This window comes from Sorangium sp. So ce302 (genome assembly GCF_051530145.1).
Lineage (GTDB): Bacteria > Myxococcota_A > Polyangia > Polyangiales > Polyangiaceae > Sorangium > Sorangium cellulosum_B.
Window position 1 is genome coordinate 4453799 of the sequence record NZ_CP150326.1, and the last position, 18977, is coordinate 4472775.

Here is an 18977-nt window from a genome sequence, read left to right on the forward strand (position 1 = left end):
GCGCCGACGCGCCGGCCCCCCTCCCGCGCCGCAGCAATCCTCGCCCGTCATGGAACCTCCCATCCCGACCCGGAGCGCGTGCCGCTCCACATGGCTCCGAGAGAGCTACCTCCCCCTACGATGATCGGACCGGCCGGAGGCGCGCCCCCGCCGCGCGCTCCGCCGCCTCGCCCCGGCGAGCACGACATGGCGGGGCGAGGAGCCAGCCCCGTTGATGCTCGATTTCGTGCAGAAGCGGGTCCTCTCGCGTCCGGCCGCCTGGGCTGTCGGCGCGCGCGTGGGGTAGATGGCAGAGGGGCCCAGACCGATCCACGCGCGTTGAGGACGCAATCCACGCATCCTGCGCAACGCACCGCACCCCACGGACCGACTGGGTGGAAGTGGGCATCGAAGTGAGTTAAGCGGCAGCGCGTGCGGGGCCTCGTCGCCCTGCGTGTTCGCCGCGCGACGCCGCGACCGAAGAGCTGGAATGCAAGGAGACGTGGAACAGGGCTTCTCTCTCGACCTCGACGCGTTTCGCGCGGCGTACTCACGGTTCCTCGCGCCGGCGGGGGACGTGGCGCCGCGCATCCTGCTCACGGGGCACTCCCACCAGGCCTGGCCGGATGTGGCGCGCGACGCGCTCTGCGCATGCTTCGACGACGCCGCGCAGCTCGTCGACGGCAAGTGGGACGCCGCGGTGTTGCCCAAGCTCGCGGCGGTCGGCGCGGCGATCCTGGAGCGGATGGGCTTCGAGCGCGGCGACGCCATCGCCTTCGGCCAGAACACCCACGAGCTCGTCTACCGGCTGATCACGTCGCTCCCTCGGCGCGAGCGGCTCCGGATCGTCACCACGCAGGGCGAGTTCCACTCGCTCAGGCGCCAGCTCGCCCGCCTCGCCGAGGAGGGCGTCGAGATCGACTGGGTGAGCGTCGAGCCGCGCTACGCGCTCGCCGACCGGCTGCTCGCCGCGCTCCGGCCGGGCACCTCGATGCTCGCGATCTCGGCCGTGCTCTTCGAGAGCGCGACGGTGGTGCCGCGGCTCGACGAGATCGTCGCGCGCGCCGCCGAGATCGGCGCCGTCCCGCTCGTGGACGCCTACCACGCGTTCAACGTCGTCCCGCTCGCGTGGGGCAGCGCGGCGCCTCACGTGTTCTCGGTCGCGGGGGGCTACAAGTACGCGGCGATGGGCGAGGGGATCTGCTGGATGCGCGTCCCGCACGGCTGCGGGCTGCGCCCGGTCTTCACCGGTTGGTTCGCCGACTTCGGCTCGCTCGCGGGCAGCAGCGGCGGCGTCGCGTACGCGCCCGGGGGCGCGCGATTCGCGGGCTCCACGTTCGACCCCTCCGCGCTCTACCGCGCCGCCGCGGTGATCGAGCACTGGGATCGCTTCGGCCTCACCGTCCCGCGGCTGCGCGCGATATCGCTCCGGCAGACCGGGCGCATCCTCGACCTCCTCGACGCCGCGGGCCGCGGCGGCGACGTCGTCTCGCCCCGCGAGCCCGAGCGCCGGGGCGGCTTCGTCGGCGTGCGCTCGGCGCGAGCGGGCGACGTCGTGGAGCGGCTCCGCGCCCGGCGCGTGCTCGTCGACGCCCGGCGCGACGTGCTCCGCATCGGCCCCGCGCCTTACCTCACCGACGCCGAGATCGACCAGGGCGTCGCGGCCCTCGTCGAGGAGCTAGGTCGCTAGCGCCCTGGCGACGTTCTCGTCGGGACGATCACGGTTCGCTGTGGACGCGCGGCGCGTCGGGGTACAGCGACCGGAGCCCACGCCAGGCGACGTCGGCCGCGCTCTCCGCGGGCTCGGCGAGATCCCACTCCAGGTAGAGCTTGTCGCCGTCGTAGCAACCGAAGCTCGTCGACAGGCAGAGCAGCGGCTCGCGCTCGGTGGCATACCCCTCGCGCGCGACGTCGTGCCCGTAGATCGCCACGCGAGCGTCCGGGTCGATCGCGCGGAGGAAAGCATAGGCGCGGTCGCTCGATGTGCTCCGCGCCCAGAGCAGCGCGCCGAGTGTCCCGTGCAGGCTCATCTCCGAGAGCGGTACGTCGAGGAACCCGTCGAGCGGGAGCCGATCGAGATCTTGCCGGCTCTGGATGCGGGCGTGCGGCGCCGCGTGGAGCATGACCAGCCGGGCCGCGCGCGCGGCCGCCACGAACGGCCATCCGCGGAACCAGCTTCGCATCGCCAGCGTGTCCTCCGGGCCGAGGAGATCTTCGAGCCGCAGCGCCTCGTCCGGGAAGAATTTCGCCACCACCGGACCTCCCACGTGCGCGTGCTCGTGGTTTCCGAGCAGGTAGTGAACCCGGCCGGGGTGGCGTTCCGCGAGACTCCTCGCCTTTTTCAGCAAGGTCACGGAATCGCCCCGGTAGAACGAGCCCAGATAGTCGGGCCATTCACCCTCGTCGAGCTCGGGCCCGTGGACCAGGTCGCCCGTGATCACGAGGACCGCGCCGTCACGGCCGGTCGCCGCGTGCTCGAAGATCTCGGCGATTCGCTCGAAATCCGCGACATTGCCCTGGAAGTCGGTGGCGACGATCAGTCTGCCCCGATCAGGGAGGTCGACGACACGCTGCACGTCTCCAGCATAGCCGAACGTCCCTGCGTTCGCCTCGCGTGAACTGAGCCCATCCGACGCGTGAACGCCGGCCGGCTGCCACGCCACGCCCTCTGCCAGATCATCCAGATTTGACGAAGTATTACAATAGTACTGTGACTTGGCGGAGGTTCCCGCTCAGGCTAGGCTCGCAGTCGTATGCAAAACCGGAAACTTTCAGCGTGGGTGGACGAGGTCGCCCATCAGACGCGGCCTGATCGGGTCGTCTTCTGTGACGGCTCCGAGGCGGAGAACCGAACGCTGATCCAGGGGATGCTGAGCGACGGTACGCTCCTCGCGCTCGACGGGGAGAGATACCCCAACTGCTATCTTCACCGGAGCGACCCGACCGACGTCGCCCGGACTGAGCACCTCACGTTCATCTGCACTCGCGACAAGGAAGACGCGGGCCCGACGAACAACTGGATGTCGCCGGACGAGGCCTCGCAGCGGGTCGGACGGCTGTTTGACGGGGCGATGAGGGGGCGGACGATGTTCGTCGTCCCGTATTTGATGGGCCCAGTGGGATCGCCCTCGGCGAAGGTCGGAATCGAGATCACCGACAGCCCTTATGTCGTGGCGAGCATGCGGATCATGACCCGTATGGGCCGGGTCGCGCTCGATGCGCTGGGCAGCTCGGATGACTTCTGCAGGGGGCTGCACTCGCTCGGGGACCTGAGCCCCGAGCGCCGCTTCGTCTGCCATTTCCCGGCGGAGCGGCTCATCTGGAGCGTCGGCTCCGGGTATGGGGGCAACGCGCTGCTCGGGAAGAAGTGTTTCGCGCTGCGCATCGCGAGCACGATGGCGCGCGACGAAGGGTGGTTCGCGGAGCACATGCTCATCCTCGGCCTGGAGGACCCGGGAGGGCGGGTGACGTACGTCTGCGCGGCGTTCCCGAGCGCCTGCGGGAAGACGAACCTCGCCATGCTCGTGCCGCCGGCGTCCCAGAAGGGGTGGAAGGTGTGGACCGTCGGCGACGACATCGCCTGGCTGCGGATCGGCCGGGATGGCCGGCTCTGGGCGATCAACCCCGAGGCCGGCTTCTTCGGCGTGGCGCCGGGGACGAGCTCGAGGACGAACCCGAACGCCCTGGCGACGCTGGCCAGGAACTCGATCTTCACGAACGTGGCGCTCACGCCGGAGGGGACGCCGTGGTGGGAAGGCTTCGACGGTCCGGTGCCGCCGGTGCTGACCGACTGGAGGGGACGCCGGTGGACGCCCGACAGCGGGGAGCCCGCGGCGCATCCGAACAGCCGGTTCACCGCGCCGGCCCGCCAGTGCCCGTCCATCTCGACGGAGTTCGACGCCGCAGCGGGCGTGCCCATCTCGGCCATCGTCTTCGGCGGACGGCGCGCGCGGCTCGCGCCGCTCGTCTGCGAGGCGCGCGGCTGGGCCCACGGCGTCTATCTGGGCGCGACGATGGCCTCGGAGACGACCGCGGCCGCCACCGGGAAGGTCGGGGTCGTCCGCCGCGACCCGATGGCGATGCGCCCCTTCTGCGGATACAACATGGGCGATTACTTCCGGCACTGGATCGAGCTCGGCGAGAACCGCGCGGCGTTCCCGAAGATCTTCCACGTGAACTGGTTCCGGCAGAGCGAGGCGGGCGCGCTCCTCTGGCCAGGCTTCGGCGAGAACCTCCGCGTCCTCCGCTGGATCGTCGCGCGCGTGCGCGGGGAGGCGAAGGGACACGACACCGCGGTCGGGATCATGCCCACCGACGGCGAGCTCGACACGAGCGGCCTCGGCGTGAACGACGAGGCAATGCGCGAGCTCTTCGCCATCGATCGCGACGCGTGGCTGGAGGAGGCGCGCGATCGCGAGGCGTTCCTGGAGTCGTTCGGCTCGCGTATGCCCGAGGCGCTGCTCCGGCAAAACCGGGATCTCATGGCCCGGATCCGGGCGTGAGCTAGCGCCGTCGAGAGCGGTTCACGCGCGGTTCAGGCCACGCACCGCCGCGAGGCCCGGATGGCCCCGGCCCGAAGGCTCGCGGTCGCGACGCGCGAACCCTGCACAGGAGCACCCCGGCGCTCGACGCCCCAGGCCGCGCACGGCCCATGAAGTGAGCCGCGCGCCCGCGCCAGCCCATGAACCGACCCGTTCGTCCGCGCTGCGTGGCGAGAACGGTCGGGAATGTCTTGACGCCGGCGCAAGTAGGCCCACACAGTTCTTTCAAAGAATTTTGAAACTTTCATGAGCCACGCAAGCGACATCCATCGCCAGGCGGAGCTGCTCGCGGCGGACGCGATCGGCGACGTCATCGAGCACTGGGGCTTTCGCCGGGTGCTCGGGCGGATCTGGACCGTCCTGTTCATTGAAGGCGGAGCCCTCTCCGCCGCCGAGATCGGCGAGCGGCTGCAGGTTTCTTCCGGCGCAATGAGTATGTCGCTGACAGAATTGCAAAGGTGGGGTGTAGTACGAAGAGTATGGAAACCGGGCGAGCGGAAGGAGTTCTTCGAGGCCGAGACGGACTTCTGGAAGATGATTTCCAAAGTGTTCGCCGAGCGCGAGCGGCTGATCGCCGACTCCGTGAGGGAGCGCCTCGAGCGGGCTTCGGCGCTGCTCGAGGGCCTGCCTCCCACCGACGCCGCCCGGTTCAGCCTCGATCGGGTGGAGCGGCTCCTCTCGTTCGTGATCGTCGCGCAGGCGGCGCTCGACGGGTTCATCAAGAGCAGGACCGTGGATTTCTCGCGGTTCGGGGATCTGGTCCGGTTCCCCATCCGCGCCGTGCGTTCCCGGCGAGGCGCCTAGCGGGACCGTGATTTCGGAGAGCTCGACCGTCACGGGGGCCCCGCGCGGTGCGGGGCGCAGCGTGCGCTCGTGCTTCCAGGTGGAGATGGGATGACTGCGACTACAACGTTTACTGGGACGGTCCAGCGGAGCGATGTCGTCTCGAGCCTCGGAGGCATGTGCGCTGGGCGAGGGCTCGACGCGCTCGCTGCGCGCCTCGCGGAGCTGAGGCGCCTGCTCGACGGGGACCTCGGCGACATCGAGCGCGAGATCGCGAAGGTCGGGCTGGACGGCGAGACGCCGGCGCACCGGAGCGCTCGGCACTTGCTCGGCCTGAACGGCAAGCGGCTGCGGCCCATCTGCGTCGCGCTGGCCTCCCACATCGGGAGCGGCTTCAACGACGCCGCGCGGACGTTCGCGGTCGCGGTCGAGCTCGTCCACAACGCGACGCTGCTGCACGACGACGTCGTCGACCTCGGCGACCGCCGGCGCGGCGCGGACGCGGCGCGGGTCATCTACGGCAACGCCGCCTCGATCTTCGGCGGCGACTACCTCCTGCTCGACGCGCTCTCCAAGATCCAGGCGGTCGGCATGATCGACGTGCTCGAGCGGGTGCTCCTCGTGATCAAGGAGATGGTCGTGGCCGAGGCGCTCCAGCTCGCGTCGCGGGGCCGCGTGCGCACGAGCTCGAGCGAGTACTTCCAGATCGTCGACGGCAAGACGGCGTCGCTGTTCCGCTGGGCGATGTTCGCAGGGGCGCGCGCGGGCGGCGTGAGCGAGCCGCTCTGCAAGGCGCTCGAGAGCTTCGGGACGAGCCTCGGGGTCGCGTTCCAGCTCGTCGACGATGTCCTCGACTTCGCAGGCGACCCGGAGGCGACCGGCAAGGCGCTGCTCACGGACCTGCGCGAGGGCAAGATGACGTACCCGCTGCTCCTCGCCATGGAGCGCGACCGCGAGCTCACGCCCGCCCTCGAGGCGCACTGCGCGTCGGAGGACACGGCCGTCGAGCCGGAGCTCGGCCGGCGCATCGCGCAGATCATGGTCGAGAAGCGCGTCGTGGACGACTGCCTGGAGCTCGCGTCCCGGCTCTGCGGGGACGCGGTGCGGAGCATCGAGCCGCTCCCGGAGAGCCCGGCGAAGGCGGCGCTGGAGGGGGTCGCGATGTCGACGCCCCGGCGGAAGCGGTGAGCGGCGATGACGAACCCCTTGATGCAGTGCGCGGAGCGCGCGCCCCGCTCGCGAGCGCGCGCGGCGCGCGGAGACACCCGATGAGCCAACACGTGTCCAGCCGGATCAGCGGCTTCTACAAGCGGTGCCTCGAGGAGCGGCTCCGCGCGATCCAGGCGCTCGGTCTGCTCGACGAGGAGGCGCTCGCGCACCTCGCGAGCGGGGGAGGGCTGCCGACGGCGGTGGCCGATCGGATGTGCGAGAACGTCATCGCGACGCACGCGCTCCCGCTCGGCCTTGCGCTGAACTTCCGCGTGAACCAGCGCGACGTGCTGGTGCCGATGGCGGTGGAGGAGCCGAGCGTCATCGCCGCCGCGTCGAACGCGGCGCGCATGGTCCGGCGGTCGGGCGGCTTCTCCGGCGAGGCGGACCCGCCGATCATGACCGCCCAGGTCCAGCTCGACGATGTGCCGGACGCGGAGGCGGCCGCGGGCCGGCTGGAGGCGGCCCGCGCGAGCCTGCTCGCGGCCGGGGACGCGGCCATCCCCAGGATGGTGGCGCGCGGCGGCGGCTGCCGCGATCTCGAGGTGCGCGTCCTCTCGGCGGAGCTCGGCGTGCTCGTCGTGCACCTCTACGTCGAGGTCGGTGACGCCATGGGCGCGAACCTGGTCGACACCGTCGCAGAGGCGGTGGCGCCGCTCGTGCAGCGCATCGCCGGCGGGACGCTGGGCCTGCGGATCCTCTCCAACCTGACCGTCCGCCGCCTCGTCCGGGTGACGGCCACCGTGACGGACGACGCGCTCGGGGGCGCGGACGTGGCGAGCGGCATCGCGCGGGCGAGCCGCTTCGCGGAGCTCGATCCGTACCGGGCGACGACCCACAACAAGGGCTTCATGAACGGGCTCGACGCGGCCGCGGTCGCGCTCGGGCAGGACTTCCGCGCCATCGAGGCGGGCGCGCACGCGTACGCGGCGATCGGCGGCCGGTACCGGCCGCTCAGCACGTGGGAGCGCATCCCCGGCGGGCTCGTGGGGCGGGCGGAGCTGCCGCTCGCCGTCGGCACGGTGGGCGGCGCGACCGAGGTGCACGCGGGCGTGCGCGCCGCGCTGCAGCTCGTGGGCGCGAAGAGCGCGCGCGAGCTCGCGGTGGTGCTGGCGTCCGTCGGGCTGGCGTCCAACCTGGCGGCGCTGCGCGCGCTCGCGAGCGAGGGCATCCAGCGAGGCCACATGCGGCTCCACGAGCGGAAACGCGCGATCGGCGCAGGGGGCGGGGAGTCCGCCGCGCCGCCGTCCGGCGAAGGCAAGCGGTTCGCCGCAGAGCGCGCCGAGGCGCCGCGCGCGGTGCACCAGGCGGGGAGCGGGACATGAGCGAGGCGAGCCAGGATCAGGCGCCGCGCGGCGGGCGCCGCTTCGGCACGGGCGAGATGTTCGACGGCATCGCGGAGCGGTACGACCTCCTGAACCGGGTCATCTCGCTGGGGCTCGATCAGGGCTGGCGGCGGCGCGCGGTGCGCTCGCTCGAGCTCTCGCCCGGCGCGACGGTGCTCGATCTCGCGACCGGCACCGCCGATCTCGCGATTGCGATCGCGCGGGCGCACGAGGTGAAGGTCATCGGGGTCGATCCGTCGCAGGGGATGCTCGGCGTCGGCCGCCGGAAGGTGGAGGCCGCGGGGCTCGCCGGGCGGATCGATCTCGAGGTCGGCGACGCGCAGCAGCTCCAGCTCGGCGACGCGAGCGTCGACGCCATCTCGATGGCGTTCGGGATCCGCAACGTCCCGGATCGCGCGCGGGCGCTCCGCGAGATGGCGCGCGTCACGCGGCCCGGGGGGCGCATCGCGATCCTCGAGCTCAGCGAGCCGCGCAGCGGGCTCATGGGCAAGCTCGCGCGCTTCCACATCCACACGGTCGTCCCGTACGTGGGCGGCGCGATCTCCGGCAAGGACGAGTACCGGTACCTGCAGGACTCGATCGCGAGGTTCCCGCCGCCGGACGAGTTCGCGGAGCTGATGCGCGGCGCGGGGCTGCGCGTGCTCCGCGTGGAGCCGCTCACGATGGGCGTCGTGTGCCTCTTCGTCGCGACGCCCGAGGGGGCCTGAGGTGCGCGCGAGAGAGGGCCTCGGGGGGCGGTGATGGGCGGGTCGAACCTCCACTCTGCCTGGGCGCAGCTGTTCGTCCGCGCGCTCGCGCAGGCCGGGGTGCGCGACCTGGTCCTCTGCCCCGGCTCGCGCTCCACGCCGCTCGCGATCGCGGCGATGGAGAGCGAGGAGGTGCGCTGCCACAGCGTCGTCGACGAGCGCGCCGCCGCGTTCTTCGCGCTCGGGCAGGCGCGCGTCACCGGACGGCCCAGCGTCTTTCTCTGCACCTCGGGCACCGCCGGCGCGCACGCGCTCCCGGCGATCATCGAGGCGCACCAGAGCTTCACCCCGTTCATCGCGATCACGGCCGACCGTCCGTGGGAGCTCGCCGACGCCGCGGCCTCGCAGACCATCGATCAGACCAAGCTCTTCGGCGACCATGTCCGTCACTTCGCCGAGCTCGGGCTGCCGGATCCGTGGCCCCTCGCGATGCGCGCGGTGACGCGCATCGCGGCCCAGGCGGTCACGCGCGCGCTGTCGCCGACGCCGGGCCCGGTCCACATCAACGCGCGCTTCCGCAAGCCGCTCGAGCCGGTCGACGCGGCCGGGCCCGAGCCATGGCAGGCAGAGTGGGAGGCGCTGATGCGCCGCGCCGGCACGCGGGTCGTGTCGGCCCGCGCCGGGGTCGATGGGCGCGCGATCGAGGAGCTCGCCGCGCGCTGCGCGCGCGCGGAGCGGGGGCTCATCGTGTGCGGCCCCGCCGAGAGCCGAGAGGACGACGCGCGCGCGCGCCGCGCGGTGCTCGCGCTCTCGCGCGCGACAGGCTTCCCGGTGCTCGCCGAGGGCACGAGCCAGATCTGCTTTGGCGGCCTCACCGAGGGCGTCGTGATGCCGGCGTCGTTCGATTCGTTCCTCCGCGCGCCCGAGTTCCGCGCGGCGAACGCGCCCGACCTCATCCTCGAGCTCGGCGCCCCGCCGACATCGGCCGGCTATGCGACCTACATCGCCGAGCACACGAGCGCCCGCCGCGTCGTCGTCTCCTCGCACGGCTGGAACGACCCGACGAGCGCCGCGGCTGCCCTCGTCATGGGTGAGCCCGTGGAGGTGTGCGAGGCGCTCGCGGCGCGCCTCGCCGGGGCGGCGCTGAGCCTGGGGCGCGGGCGGCGGGACTGGGCCGCGACGTTCGCGCGCGCCGGCGAGATAGCGGCGGCGCACGCCGCGCGCGCTTGCGCCGGGGACGAGCTGACGGAGGGCGCCATCGCCCGGATGGTGGCCAGCGCGTGCCCTGCGGGCTCGCTGCTCGCGATCGGCAACAGCATGCCGGTGCGCGACCTCGACACGTACTGCCCGCCGTCGGCGCGCGCGCTGCGCGTGCTGCACCAGCGTGGGGCGAGCGGGATCGACGGCCTCGTGTCGGCGGCGGCCGGCGCGCGCGTGGCGGCCGCCGCGCCGGTCACGTTGCTGCTCGGCGATCTCAGCCTGCTGCACGATCTGACCGGGCTGCTCCTCGCCGCGAAGGCAGCGGGCGATGGCCGAGCGCCGCTCGTCATCGTGGTGGTCCAGAACGACGGCGGCCGCATCTTCGAGCACCTCCCCATCGCCAGGCGCGGCGCCGAGCTGCTCGAGCGCTGCTTCACGATGCCGCAGCACCTCGACTTCGCGCCCGCGGCGGCGATGTTCGGGCTCGCCTACGAGCGCGCCGGCACCGCCGGGGATCTCGCCCGCGCGCTAGCCGCGGGGTACCAGCGGACGGGCGCGACGCTGATCGAGGCGGTGGTGCCGCCCCACGACGGCGCTGCCCGCGTGGCGCGGCTCTGGTCCGACGTTCGTCGCGACGTCGCAGCCCTGGGCAGCGCGCCGGCCGCGGACGGCGCGGCGGCCGATCTGCAGACTCCATGAGCGGCGCGCGCCGAGAACCCCGAGCTTGCCGAGAGGGATCCACGATCATGAGCCAGGTCAACGCGAACACGAGTCCCGCTTCCGACGAGGTCGCTCGCGGCGGGTCCGGCGAGGGCGCCGCGCAGCGCGGGAGCGATCGCGCTGCCGCGAGGGCGCGCGGGCCCCGCGAGCCGGGGAGGGGATCGTGAGCGCCGCGGCGGCCCCTCAGGCGGCGGGCGCGGCGGGCGCAGCGGCCCCGGGGGGCGTGCGCCCCGGCTCGCTCCGGGCGTGGCTCCTCGCGTGCCGGCCGGCGACGCTCACCGCGGCGCTCGCGCCGGTGATGGTCGGGACCGCCGTCGCCTACGCGCTCGGCGGGATGCGGCTCGGCCCGGCGCTCTCGGCGCTCGCGGGCGCGATGCTCATCCAGATCGCGACGAACTTCGCGAACGACGTCTTCGATCACGAGAAGGGCGCCGACACGCACGAGCGGCTCGGCCCCACGCGCGCCGTGCAGGCGGGGCTGCTCACGCCGCGCCAGGTGCGCGCCGGGCTGCTCGTCACGATCGCGCTCACGCTGCCGTTCGGGGTGTACCTGGCGTTCGTGGGCGGGTGGCCCATCGTGGTGATCGGCGTCGTCTCGATCCTCGCTGGCGTCGCGTACACCGGTGGGCCGTACCCGCTCGGCTATCACGGCCTCGGCGACCTCTTCGTGTTCGTGTTCTTCGGCCTCGTCGCCGTCTGCGGTACGGCGTTCGTCCAGCTCGGCTCGGTCCCGCCGCTCGCGTGGGCGGCGGCCGTGCCGATCGGCGCCATCGCCACCGCCGTGCTCGTCGTCAACAACGTCCGCGATCGCGAGACGGACGTCGTCGCCGGCAAGCGCACGCTCGCCGTCCGGCTCGGGCGCCGCGCGGGCGTCATCGAATACGCGATGCTCTTCGCCGCCGCCTACGCGGTGCCGGTCGCGCTCGCCGTCGGCGAGGGCCGGCGGTGGACGCTCCTCGTGCTCGCGACGTTCCCTCGCGCGGTGCGCCTGCTCCGGGTGCTGGCGACGACCGACGGCCGGCCGCTCAACGACTGCCTCGCCGGGACGGCGAAGCTGCTGCTCGCGTACGCGCTGCTCTTCTCGCTCGGCCTCGCGGCCCGCCTGTAGAGATCATGCGCGTCGTCGATGCCCGCCTCGCGTCCCGGGTCCTTGATGGCGCGCGCCGGGGCCTCGTGCTGTCGCTCACCGACGACGAGGGACGCGTCGGCCTGGGTGAGGCCACGCCGCTCCCCGGCTTCTCACCCGACACGGCCGACGAGGACCAGCGCGCGCTCGCCGAGCTGCCGGGGGCGCTCGGCGCGGTCGACCTTCCGGCCGAGGGCGCTCCGCCGACGGCGACGGCGTCCGCGATCCTGCGCGCGCTCGCGCCGCTGTCATCGCGGCTGCGCGAGCTCCCGGCGGCGCGCTTCGCCCTGGAGACGGCGCTGCTCGATCTGCTGGGCCAGCGCCTCGGCCTCTCGATGTCGGCGTGCCTCGGCGGACACGTGCGCTACGCCGAGGTCCAGGTCAACGGGCTGCTCACGACCTCGGTGCCGCTGCCGGAGATGCTCGAGCGCGCTCGCGCGGACGCCGCGCGCGGCGTCCGCGCGATCAAGGTGAAGCTCCGCTCGCGCGGGGAGGACGGCTTCGCGCGCGACCTCGAGGCGCTGCGCGCGCTGCGGCGGGAGCACCCGGGCGTCGAGCTCCGGCTCGACGCGAACGCGGCGTGGTCGCTCGACGAGGCGCCCCGCCGGCTCGCGCTCCTCGCGCCGCTCGGCCCGCGCTTCGTCGAGCAGCCGGTCGCGCCGGAGCTCCTCCACCACCTCGGCGCGCGCGAGGTCCCGTGGGCGGCCGACGAGTCGCTCGCGGTCGAGGGCATGCCGGAGCGCCTGCTCGAAGCGGAAGGCTGCGCCGCGTTCATCCTGAAGCCCGCGATGCTCGGCCTGCTGCGCGCGCACACGCTCGGCTGCAGGGCACAGGCGCGCGGCCTCGACGCCGTGGTGACGCACCTCTTCGACGGGCCCATCGCGCTCGCCGCCTCGTGTGAGCTCGCGCTCGCCTTGCCGCGCGCGCCGCTCGCGTGCGGCCTCGACGCGCACGCCGGCTTGGAGGCGTGGCCCGCGATCCGGATCCCGCAGCTCCGCGAGGGCGGCCTGGTCGCGGCCAGCGATCAGCCCGGCCTCGGCATCCGGCCATGGACGGGCTGAGCCTCCTCGATGCCGCGCGCGATCCCGCGCTCGCCGCCCGGACAGCGATCGTCCTCGGCGGCGCCGAGGACGACGCGCCGCGCGCGATCGACGTCCCCGCCCTCGGCGTCGGCCCCGGCGGCGCCCTCCGCTTCGGCGAGCTGGCGCCCGCGGTCGCGGCCGTATCCGTCCGGCTCGCCCGCGCGGGGGTAGGGCAGGGAGCCCGCGTGGCGCTGGTCGCCCCGAACGCGCTCGGGACCGTGGTCGTCATCCACGCGCTGCTCGCGCTCGGCGCCGTGCTCGTCCCGATCCATCCCCGGCTCACGGCCGGCGAGGCGGGCCTCCTGATCGACGACGCGCGCCCCGACCTCGTGCTGCGCGAGCCTGCGCTCGCCGCCCTGCTCGACGACGCCGCGCCGGAGATCGGCGCGCTCCGCGAGCGCGGGGCGCGCGCCGCTGAGGCCGCGCGCGTCCCGCCGCCGGACGCTTCCGGCGATCTGGCGATCGTCTACACCTCGGGCACCACCGGGCGTCCCAAGGGCGCGGTGCTCTCGCGCCGCGCGTTCCTCGCCGCCGCCGAGGGGAGCGCGGCCAACCTCGGCGTGCGCGACGACGACCGCTGGCTGCTCTGCCTTCCGCTCTGCCACGTCGGTGGCCTCTCGATCGTGACCCGCTGCTTGCTCGCGCGCCGCGCTGTCATCCTCGCGCCTCGCTTCGAGCCCGCCTCGGTGCTCGCCTCGATCGTCCGCGACCGCGCGACGCTGCTCTCCGTGGTGCCGACGATGCTGCTCGCGCTGCTGGAGGCCGATCGCGACAACGTCCTCGCCCGGCTCCGCGCGGTGCTCGTCGGCGGCGCGGGCGCTCCGGAGCGGGCGCTCGACGAGTGCGCGCGCCGCGGGGTCCCCGCGCTCACCACGTACGGCCTCACCGAGGCGTGCTCGCAGGTCACCGTGCAGCGCCCGCGCGATCCGCGCGCGAGAGAGCCGGGCTCCGGCTCCCCGATCGCCGGCGTCGAGCTTCGCGTCGAGGGCGCCGGCAGCGACGGCGTGGGCCGCATCGAGATCCGCGGCCCGGTGCTGTTCCGCGGCTACTACCGCGGCCCCGACCGCGCGCCGGAGCTCTCGGTCGACGGCGCCGGGTGGTTCGGCACCGGCGATCTCGGCGCGCTCGACGCCGCCGGGCGGCTGCACGTCGCGGCGCGCCGAAGCGATCTCATCGTGACCGGTGGAGAGAACGTCTACCCCGCCGAGGTGGAGCAGGTCCTCGCGTCCTGCGAGGGCGTCGCCGGCGCGGTGGTGTTCGGCGTGCCTGACGATCGCTGGGGTCAGGTCGTCGCCGCGGCGATCGTCCCCGATCAGGCCTCGCCCTGCGAGGCGGGCGGCGCCGCACCCTCCCCCGCATGGCTCGGCGATCTCGCGGCCGTCGTCGCGGCGCGGCTCGCCCCGCACAAGCGCCCGCGGCGCCTCTGCGCCGTCGCGGCGCTGCCGCTCACCGCGGCCGGCAAGCTCGATCGCGCCGGCGCGGCGGCGCAGCTCGCGGCCGCGCTCGCCCCGTTCCCACCACGCTAGCGCCCGGCGCGCCGTCCGGCGGCCGTCGCTCGGCGCGGTTAGGCGAGCGCGCTGCGCAGATCGTCCGGGAGCGGGCACGGCGTGAAGCGCGCGCCGTCGATGCACACGTGCACGGTCTGCCCGATGGCGGCGACGCGGCCCGCCGTCGTCATCGTCACGCGGTAGCCCACCGTGAACGACGTGTCGCCGAGCTTCGGCGCGAGCACCTCGACCTCGATGGTGTCACCGAACCGGAGCGGCAGGAGGTAATCCGCCTCGGCGTGGACGAGCGGCAGCTTGATCGTGCCGCCCGCGATCATCGCAGGAAGATCGATGCCTCGCTCCTTCAGCGCGATCATGTACGCGTCGCTGAAATACTCGAGGACGCGCGGATAGAAGACGATCCCGGCCGCATCGACGTCCTGGAAGCGCACGGCGCGGCGCTCCACGGCGAGGCGCGGCGCGGTCTGCTTGAGCTCATCGACGCTGAACGCGCGCTTCATCGCGCCGCAGGTTAGCGCAGAGGCGCCGAGCACGTCGCGAGGAGCGCGGTGCTCCGCCGCACCGCGGCGCCCTCCTTCTCCAGCTCTGACGCGGGCGGTCAGGTCTTACCGCCGACGCTTCGCCGGGTCGTTCTGCTGTCCCTTTCTGCTCGCCGTCGTCCGTTTCGCAGTCCATGCTCGCCCGCGATGGCTGACCGACGTCCCGGCGGTCTCGGGGCCGGGTCCCGCAGGCTGCGTCGCGCCACCTCGAAGGATCGCGAGCGCCGCGCGATGCGATGCCTCCGGGCCCGAGCGCCGCGTTCCCGCGGCGTGCTCGTGGCGCTCGCTTGTCTCCTGGGAGCGAGCTTCGCGGCCGCGTGCGAGTCGGCACCGGTGTCGACCCCGACGCCGATGCCCTCTCAGAGCCCGCCCGTCGCTGCGCTGCCGCGGCCTGCGTTCGCGGAGACCTCGACGCCGACCGGCGCGGCGCACGCGTCGAACCCGCTCGGCCTCCCCCCGTACCCGATCAAGCTAGAGCCAGGCCGCCGCGTGTTCACCTTCTCGGACCGGATGCTCGCCGGGGCCAAGCTCGGGTCCACGCTCGTGCTGTACGCGGCGACCGTGGTCGGCTTCGACGGCGACGACCTCATCGTCGAGGGGAGGGGCGGACCGTCGTACAAGGTTCACCCGGGCTACGTCATCCCCGTGCCCGACGCGCCCCGCCTCCGGCCCCACGACCCGCTGCTCACGGAGTGGAACGGCGTCATGAAGCATGCCGTCCTCACCCGCTTCGTGAAGGACAAGATCGAGGTCCGCTACACCGACATGGACCCGCGGACTCCGCTCGCGCAGCTCAAGGGGGTTCGCTTCGTCGTGCAGACCGCGGGGCTCGCCCCCGGTAACTTCGCCGCATGGAAGGACGGCGAGACGTGGCGCCACGTGCTGCTCGTGTCGCGGCTCGGCGGTCCTCCGGCCGAGCCAGGCGCCGTCCTGACGTCGCTGCCCACCAGCTCCGCGCGGTGGTTTGCCCTCGGTTACGGCGGCGCCGCATTGCTCGCCGACGAGTCGGCGCTCCGTCCGCTCCCCGTCAAGCCGCAGCTCAAGATCGGGGCGAGCGTCTGGGCCGAATGGGTCGGCGCGCTGCGCCCCGCCGTCGTGCAGAGCGCCGAAGAGACAGGCCTGTACACGGTCAAGTTCGAGCGCGCCGGGCGGCCGGCCACGGTCGGCTGGGGGCTGCTCACGCCGCCGCTCGATCTGTAGTAGCCGCACGGCACCGCAAGAGCGCGTCGATCGAGCCTCTACCCTGGCCCGAGGAGCGCGCCTGGCCCATGGCGAACTTCCGAGGTGGGCGAGCGCCGGATCGCGCATCTCGCCGCGCCGCAAAGCGGCGATCCGGAGTCGAGCAACGCCGCTTGCACGCAGCGCCGGTGCGCAAGACGCTACGCGTTTTCGCCCGATATGGAGAGTGGTAAGCGCTGTAGTATGGATCTCAGGAGCGCATGGCTGGCGACGCGCCAGTGGGTCCCTTTCACCCTCAGGACCATGGCGTACGGCACCGTGTCTCTGACGCTGGGCCCCCTCACGCCGCAGCGCTCGGCGAGCCTGTGGGCGATGCGCCGCTGGTGTCAGGCGAGCGCGCGAGGGCTCGATATCGAGATCCAGGCGAGCGGACTCGAGAACGTCCCTCCCGGGGTGTTCGTCTACTGCTCCAACCACCAGAGCCTTCTTGACATCCTGGCCCTCGGCGCCGCGTTGCCGGGCGATTTCAAGTGGGCTGCCAAGCGCTCTCTCATGAAGATCCCATTCCTCGGCTGGCACCTCCGGCTCGCGGGCCATGTGCCGGTCGATCGCACGGTCGGCTCCCGCGCCGCGGTCGAGGCGATCTCGCGGTTCGAAGAGGTGCTCAAGAGCGGCAAGCCGCTGCTCGTCTTCCCCGAGGGGACGCGGAGCGAGGACGGCATCCTCCGGCAGTTCAAGAACGGCGGCTTCTATGCAGCCGTCCGCGCCGGCGTGCCCGTGGTGCCGGTCGCCATCGACGGCACGCACCTCCTCATGAAGAAGGGTGCCCTCGACACCGGCGACGGCACCCTGCGGATCGTCCGTGTCCGGGTCGGCGCGCCGATCGCCGTGCGCCCGGACGGCCGCGAGGGCGCGCGGGTCAACGAGCTGCGCGAGCGCGCCCACGCCGCGGTGAGCGAGCTCCTCCGCTCGATCGGCGGTCGCGTCGAAGCGCCGGACGGAGCCGTGGCCGCATCGGAGGCGCCGGCGAGCGGCGCCCGGACCGAGCAGGCGTCCGGCTGACGGGTCGACGCGCCGGCGGGGCGGATCAATCGCAGAGGCTGGGGAGCGCGTCGATCTCGGCGAACAGCTCGTCGTAGCCGTCGATGCGACGGCCACCGTGCGCCTCATCGTCGAACCGGTAGAACACGCGCCGCGCGACCGGCATCACGCCGCCGTTGTCGTAGGCCTCGGCGTCGGTCGCCGTGTTGCCGAAGGCCCACGCGGGCAGCATCTCCCTTCCGTCGAACAGCCGCTCCAGCTCCGCTGTCTTGTACTCCGCGGCGCCGTCGCCCGTCGCGCCCGTCAGGCCCAGCGTGGTGTGCACGATGCCAGGCGGGAAGCCGTACGCCTCGAGGAAATCGCGCGTGCGCTGGACGAGCCACTCCGGCCGCGCGGTCAGGTACATCGGGCGGTAGCCCTTCGACGTGAGCCGGTGGAGCGCCGCCGCGGCGTGCGCGTGCGCGTCGGGCAGCTCGCCGAGGAGGAGCGAGGTGAACTCCTCGGTCTCCGTGCCGGTGAGCGTCCCATCGATGTCGCTGACGAACATCGGCGCGCCCCGCGGGACGACCTCGATGAAGAGATCGGTGCTCGAGAGGTCGCCGCGGACGACCAGGTGGACCCGGTGCCGGCCCGGACCGAGCCGCTGCGCCGCGGGGATCTCGAAGTAGACGCGGCCGCCGTCATCGCTGACACCCTCGACCGCGCGGTGCGCCGAGTCCGCTTCCGTCGTGGTCGCCGAGCCGAGGCGCTCCCACGCGCCGCCGCAGCCGCGGAGCAGATAGATGTCGACCCGCTCATCCTTCAGGTCCTTGTCCGTGATCCCGTAGGCGAACTTTCCGATGATCCACTGCGGGTCGTCCGGCGTCAGGTAGAGGTCGCGTCCGCGGTGGTTGGGGCTCCCAGCGCCGGCGATGAGGTACGAAGACGGGTGATTCCACGCGAGCTCCTCGCCCGGATCGGGCGGCGCCGCGTCACACGCCGGAGGTGGGTTGCAGGAGGCTCCCGGCGCCCCGCCGCCGCTCGAACCGCCGTCCTCGCCGCTCGGCGCGCCGCCGCCGCCATCATTCTGGCCCCCGCCGCTGTTCTGGCCGTCGCCATCGCTGCCCCGGCCATCGTCATCGCCTCCCTGGCCACCGCCCCCGCCTCCGCTCGGCGCCCACTCGAGCGTCGCGTCGGCCGATCCGCAGCCGATCGCGAGCGCTGTTGTCGCCATGACAAGTAGGATCCTGGTCTGCATCGGGCCCGAGTGTGACCGAGTCGCCCCCGTTCGAACAGCGACCTCCGGTCATCGAGGGCCTCCCGGGGGACCGCGCTCGCCCCTTGCGCGCTGGCCCGACTCCGGGCAATCGTAGCGGCCCCAACGATGCCCAAGCCCGATCCGAAGGTCTTGCTTCGCCACACCGGTGACTATCTCAAGGCGCACCCCGAGGAGATCGCGAGGGCGCTCCGCGGCGCGCTCCGCCTGCGGTTCGGCGTCCCGATCGATGCGCTGCGCTATCTGGCGCGAGAGCTCAGCGGCGGCAAGCGCGCGCCGAAGGACATCGTGATCGAGGCCGCGCCCCCGGGCCTGCGCCTCGCCCTGACGGTGAAGATCATGGGCGCCCCGATCCGGGCCTCGTTCACGGCCTTCGCCGAGGAGCTCGACGTGCGCGCGGACGCGATCCAGGTCGGCCTGCGGATCGCCGACCTCAAGCTGCAGGTGCTGGGCGACGAGGCCTCGCCGATCGCCGGGCTGATCGGCTCGGGGGCGATCGACCTGAACAAGCCGGGCGATCTCGTCTCCTTCATGCCCAAGCGGCCCGCCGCGCTGATCGACGCGAAGGGTGACAGGATTACCCTGGATCTCCTCAAAATCCCGGCCCTCGGCGGGAATCCGACGGTCGTGCGGGCGCTGCGCATCTGCGCGCCGGTGCTCGGTGTCCGTGCGCTCAAGACCAAGGATGACCACCTGGACGTGCACCTCAAGGCCACCCCCTCCGGGGTCGCCGCCGCGATCGCCGCGGTGCGCGCGGGTCTCTGAGGCTCTTTCCGGTGGGGG

16 protein-coding genes are annotated in these 18977 nt (G+C 73.2%); 13 read left to right on the forward strand and 3 right to left on the reverse strand.

All coding sequences use genetic code 11. The features are described 5' to 3' along the window. Window positions 1-469 precede the first annotated feature (469 nt). Entirely contained in the window at window positions 470-1669 is a 1200-nt protein-coding gene (locus WME73_RS16920; protein ID WP_437916341.1) for an aminotransferase class V-fold PLP-dependent enzyme, read from the forward strand. 28 nt (window positions 1670-1697) lie between these two features. Here the strand turns inward: WME73_RS16920 and WME73_RS16925 are convergent, their stop codons facing one another. Beyond that, window positions 1698-2555: a metallophosphoesterase gene (locus WME73_RS16925; protein WP_437916342.1), complete on the reverse strand. Its 858-nt coding sequence runs from the start codon at window positions 2553-2555 to the stop codon at window positions 1698-1700. A 177-nt stretch (window positions 2556-2732) separates the two neighbouring features. On the opposite strand from WME73_RS16925, the gene WME73_RS16930 reads away from it, so the two are divergent. The 9 genes from WME73_RS16930 to WME73_RS16970 all read left to right on the forward strand — a co-directional run bounded on the left by WME73_RS16930 (window position 2733) and on the right by WME73_RS16970 (window position 14198). Beyond that, complete coding sequence (locus WME73_RS16930; RefSeq protein ID WP_437746474.1) at window positions 2733-4481, forward strand: phosphoenolpyruvate carboxykinase (GTP); 1749 nt, start codon at window positions 2733-2735, stop codon at window positions 4479-4481. A 285-nt stretch (window positions 4482-4766) separates the two neighbouring features. Continuing rightward, complete coding sequence (locus tag WME73_RS16935) at window positions 4767-5324, forward strand: GbsR/MarR family transcriptional regulator (RefSeq protein ID WP_012235639.1); 558 nt, start codon at window positions 4767-4769, stop codon at window positions 5322-5324. A 90-nt stretch (window positions 5325-5414) separates the two neighbouring features. Beyond that, the gene (locus WME73_RS16940; RefSeq protein WP_437746476.1) at window positions 5415-6491 is read left to right on the forward strand and encodes a polyprenyl synthetase family protein; all 1077 of its coding nucleotides are present in this window, start codon (window positions 5415-5417) and stop codon (window positions 6489-6491) included. An 80-nt stretch (window positions 6492-6571) separates the two neighbouring features. Beyond that, entirely contained in the window at window positions 6572-7837 is a 1266-nt protein-coding gene (locus tag WME73_RS16945) for a hydroxymethylglutaryl-CoA reductase, degradative (RefSeq protein ID WP_437746477.1), read from the forward strand. Next, window positions 7834-8565 (forward strand): bifunctional demethylmenaquinone methyltransferase/2-methoxy-6-polyprenyl-1,4-benzoquinol methylase UbiE, encoded by a 732-nt coding sequence (gene ubiE / locus WME73_RS16950; protein WP_437916343.1) that lies wholly within the window; start codon window positions 7834-7836, stop codon window positions 8563-8565. The genes WME73_RS16945 and ubiE overlap by 4 nt, the downstream gene beginning before the upstream one ends. Window positions 8566-8598: 33 nt before the next feature. After that, window positions 8599-10443: a 2-succinyl-5-enolpyruvyl-6-hydroxy-3-cyclohexene-1-carboxylic-acid synthase gene (gene menD, locus WME73_RS16955; protein ID WP_437916344.1), complete on the forward strand. Its 1845-nt coding sequence runs from the start codon at window positions 8599-8601 to the stop codon at window positions 10441-10443. 184 nt (window positions 10444-10627) lie between these two features. After that, window positions 10628-11572: a 1,4-dihydroxy-2-naphthoate polyprenyltransferase gene (locus WME73_RS16960; protein ID WP_437916345.1), complete on the forward strand. Its 945-nt coding sequence runs from the start codon at window positions 10628-10630 to the stop codon at window positions 11570-11572. 5 nt (window positions 11573-11577) lie between these two features. Continuing rightward, window positions 11578-12651, forward strand: a complete 1074-nt coding sequence (locus tag WME73_RS16965) for a mandelate racemase/muconate lactonizing enzyme family protein (protein ID WP_437746480.1) — start codon at window positions 11578-11580, stop codon at window positions 12649-12651. After that, window positions 12639-14198 carry an AMP-binding protein gene (locus WME73_RS16970; protein WP_437916346.1) on the forward strand — a complete coding sequence of 520 codons (1560 nt, stop codon included), beginning with the start codon at window positions 12639-12641 and terminating at the stop codon, window positions 14196-14198. The genes WME73_RS16965 and WME73_RS16970 overlap by 13 nt, the downstream gene beginning before the upstream one ends. Before the next feature lie 38 nt (window positions 14199-14236). Here the strand turns inward: WME73_RS16970 and WME73_RS16975 are convergent, their stop codons facing one another. Then, entirely contained in the window at window positions 14237-14680 is a 444-nt protein-coding gene (locus tag WME73_RS16975; RefSeq protein ID WP_437872356.1) for an acyl-CoA thioesterase, read from the reverse strand. Between the two features lie 390 nt (window positions 14681-15070). Between WME73_RS16975 and WME73_RS16980 the strand changes: the two genes are divergently transcribed. Both WME73_RS16980 and WME73_RS16985 read left to right on the forward strand, forming a co-directional pair. Then, window positions 15071-15919, forward strand: a complete 849-nt coding sequence (locus WME73_RS16980) for a hypothetical protein (protein WP_437916347.1) — start codon at window positions 15071-15073, stop codon at window positions 15917-15919. Between the two features lie 222 nt (window positions 15920-16141). Beyond that, window positions 16142-16960, forward strand: a complete 819-nt coding sequence (locus WME73_RS16985; protein ID WP_437746484.1) for a lysophospholipid acyltransferase family protein — start codon at window positions 16142-16144, stop codon at window positions 16958-16960. A gap of 25 nt (window positions 16961-16985) precedes the next feature. On the opposite strand, the gene WME73_RS16990 is transcribed toward WME73_RS16985, so the two are convergent. Then, on the reverse strand, window positions 16986-18152 hold the full coding sequence (locus WME73_RS16990) for a lipin/Ned1/Smp2 family protein (RefSeq protein WP_437746485.1): 1167 nt from the start codon (window positions 18150-18152) through the stop codon (window positions 16986-16988). A gap of 150 nt (window positions 18153-18302) precedes the next feature. Between WME73_RS16990 and WME73_RS16995 the strand changes: the two genes are divergently transcribed. Then, window positions 18303-18959 carry a hypothetical protein gene (locus WME73_RS16995; protein ID WP_437916348.1) on the forward strand — a complete coding sequence of 219 codons (657 nt, stop codon included), beginning with the start codon at window positions 18303-18305 and terminating at the stop codon, window positions 18957-18959. Window positions 18960-18977 lie beyond the last annotated feature (18 nt).